General features: G+C 50.6%; 3 protein-coding genes. All 3 read right to left on the reverse strand.

The genetic code is table 11. From position 1 onward, the window contains the following. Positions 1-442: cytochrome b/b6 domain-containing protein (locus tag AB1466_05860; protein ID MEW6189610.1), on the reverse strand; the 442-nt coding region annotated here is incomplete at its 3' end. A gap of 77 nt (positions 443-519) precedes the next feature. Continuing rightward, entirely contained in the window at positions 520-2,016 is a 1,497-nt protein-coding gene (locus tag AB1466_05865; protein MEW6189611.1) for a nickel-dependent hydrogenase large subunit, read from the reverse strand. Further along, entirely contained in the window at positions 2,016-3,104 is a 1,089-nt protein-coding gene (locus AB1466_05870) for a hydrogenase small subunit (GenBank protein ID MEW6189612.1), read from the reverse strand. Before AB1466_05870 ends, AB1466_05865 begins: the two co-directional genes overlap by 1 nt. Positions 3,105-3,407 lie beyond the last annotated feature (303 nt).

Below are 3,407 nucleotides of genomic sequence, written 5' to 3' on the forward strand. Positions count from 1 at the left end.
ACATTGTGAACCAGGAAAAGTATTCAGTCGTGGGACCGTAAAGGGCAAAACCACTGATCGCTTGAAAGATCAATAGAAGGGGCCAAAGCCAGCCATAGATTAGCTTTTGAGGAGGATTATATTTCCCCACCTCCGGGTGCTCCCTCTTTACGAATAGATAATAGATGATGATTTTGCCGGTATTCCTGATGTCCCTTGGACGTAAGGCAAATTCATGCCAATCGCGAGCTGCACCTAAAAATGCCCAGTAAATCCGAGCCACCAGGTTGATGAGAACCACGTACATGCAGATGAAGTGGACCCATCTCATTATACCCATGCCCCCTTCAAAGAAGGGGCGGTGGATATACCAGCCGGAGACCGCCAGTCCACCCATGCATAGCAGGTGTATCCAGTGCATTGCTCGAGCCGGCAAGGGGTGTTCTTCTATCACTTTAGCCATTTTCGCACCTCCTAGCCGATTTGGAACTTCAGTATCTTGTTAGTCCTTGGTTCAATCACGTGAACCGAACAGGCAAGTCACGGATCGAAGGATCTAACCACCCGCACGACGTTGATGGGATTATTTGGATCGGGGACCGGCGTTCCAACGAGAGCTTCTTCGATGGGACCCCTTTGACCCTTATCATCCCTCGGGCAGACGTTCCAATTCGTAGCCGCGATGACCTGGTAACGTTTGATCTTCTTGCCCTCTATTTGAACACAATGGAGAAGGCAGCCTCGAGGAGCTTCCACCATACCTATACCCTTACCCTTCTCGGGAACGGGCTTATCATCGCAGATATCGGTGTTTCCAGCCTTGAGATTATCCACCAGCTCATCTAGCCAATCGAGCATAGCTTCGGCTACCATCTTGCACTCCCAGGCTCGAGCGGCGTGGCGAGCCACCGCCGAGGGATGGGCTCCGATCTTGTTCACCAGATCCATGAACCCCTTATCCTGCGTGATGAGCATCCTGGCAAGGGTATTGACCTCCACCGGTTTACCATCGTATCTCGGAGCCTTTGCGAAAGAGTATGCACCCTCTTTATCCAGATCATACTCCGTCTTACCCTCCGTTGGATGCAATCCCCCACAATCCTCCGTGTACCAGGAATACTTGACCGCCTCTTCGATCTTAGTGGGATCGAACTCCCCAACTTCCTCAAGCTTACCATCCATAATAACCCCCGACTTGAGGAATCGGTTTTTGTAATCGCCCGATACGCCGAGATCGAACATGCCAAAGGATAGGAAGTTGCCCACGCCAGCTCCCACCTTCAGCTGATGGATGGGAAGAAGTGGACCGGTCCCAAAAGCAAGGACATCCGCCAAGTAGACATTGTTCACGAAATCGATCAAATCCATGAGATGATATTTGAAGGCGGCGATCATGTCCGGCGTGGGGTGGATGGTCACCCCTCCCGGAACCAGAGTGCAATAGCAGGGCATCTTTCCACCGAAGATCGTCAACATTTCCTGAGCTTTCTTCCTCTTCTCCAAAGCCTCTAGGTAATGTGCCACAGCCGTGGTCACGATCTCGGGGTCATCGACGCTGAATTCATCGGGGTCATACCTGGGGGTGAGGGGGTATGTATCCTCCGCTTCGACGAGCCCTACTATCTTATCCTTCACCGCCAACAGCCTGGGGTCTTTACCCGTATACTTGGCTATGGCCATGACATCCAGGTAGTCCAGGGCTGCAAGGTGGTAGAAGTGGAGAATGTGGGACATAACGTAGTTCGAACCAACGATCAAATTGCGGATGATCCTGGCGTTATCGGGTACTTTCGCTTCGAAGGCCTTATCGAGGTTTTGCGCAGCAGCAAGACCATGAGAGGCCGGACAGACACCACAAATCCTCTGGGTGACGATCTGGGCATCTCGAGGATCTTTACCTATGAGGAGTTGCTCAAAGCCACGGGCCATAGCTGCCGTGCTGTAAGCTTCTTTTACCTTACCGTCCTCAACTTCAACTTCGATCTTTAAATGTCCCTCAATCCTGGTTATGGGATCGATTGTTATCTTTTGTGCCATTACTCCTCACCCCTTTCCGGTGGACCACCTTTGCCAAGACGTCCGGTGGCTATTTGACCAACCAGGTGGAGACCAATGCCAGCAGCGGTTACAATACCAAGCACCTTGGCGACAGTATCTGCACTGACCTCGTAGCCGGCGATTCCAGGGATGCCGATTTCCGGTAATTTCTCGTAAAGAGGTGAAAACTTGGCATAGAACTCGGGCTGAGTACATCCCTGGCAAGGAGCATTGGCATCGATACAGAAATTGGTTCCGGAATTCCACTTCCTCTTGGGACAATCAGCATAGGTGAAGGGACCTTTACACCCCTTTAGCAGTAGGCAGTAATTTGCTTGCTCGGGATCATTGAAGTCTTCGACGAACTTTCCAGCTTCGAACCAGTGTCGCCTGGGACAATTATCATGGATCAGGGTGCCATAAAACTCCTTGGGACGACCATATTTATCAAGACCAGCCAACACAGCATCCTTTCCAAAGAGCAACAGCTTAACCACGGTTCCGACTACCCAATCCGGATGAGCGGGACAGCCCGGAATCTTAACAACCGGTGTTCCAAGGACGTCCTCCACTCCAGTTGCACCCGTTACCGCTTGATTTGCTCCGGGAATCCCGCCAAAGGAAGCACAGGTACCTACGGCGATGACCGCGTGAGCATCCTTAGCAACTTTCTTCACCCAATCTACCGCTGAAGTTTCACCTATTTCGCAGAAGCGACCTTCCTCCGCCGTGGGTAAAGCGCCCTCAAATATGTAGACGTATTTGTCCTTTGCCTTCTTCATGGTGGTCTCTATAGCGCTTAAGGCGACATCTCCAGCCGCTGCCATTACGTTGGGGTGAAACCTAACGGATAAAATATCCAAGACCAGCTCGGGAGGGGTAGGTTCCCGAGAATTGATGAAAGAGATGGTGCAACCAGCGCAACTTTGCCCTTGCATCCATATCACAGGTGGCTTGCCCTTCGTCGCTTCTTCAAGAGCTGCAGCGATCTGAGGGATATAAATTTCCGATAACCCTAGCATAGCGGCGATGCTGGCACAATATTTCAGAAAATCTCTGCGGCTTAAGCCCTTAAAAATGCTTTCCACCAATCAAACACCTCCTAACCTTTGAAGGTTGCCAAAATTGCGGCGCCAAGGGCAGTAAACATGCGAGCACAAACTTTGAAGAATTCAAGACGAGTGATCTTCATCCACACACCTCCCTCTTACCTACCAGGTTAGAATCCGGCAAAAAAGGAAAAGCGGATCCTTTTCAAAAGGTTCCGCTTCTGAATCCCCGTAATTTTATCACCCCCTTTCAGTGACCATTACTGCTCCAATTGCTCGATATCTAGAAAAAGCGTGCTAGAAGAATGCTTATTTCGTATAATGCAATCATTGGTAAAGCCA

Source organism: Actinomycetota bacterium, from assembly GCA_040755895.1.
In the GTDB taxonomy this organism is placed as follows: Bacteria; Actinomycetota; Aquicultoria; order Subteraquimicrobiales; family Subteraquimicrobiaceae; genus Subteraquimicrobium.

Excerpts from the sequence above, each read along its gene's own strand:
- AB1466_05865 (MEW6189611.1), bottom strand. The coding sequence starts at position 2,016 with ATGGCACAAAAGATAACAATCGATCCCATAACCAGGATTGAGGGACAT.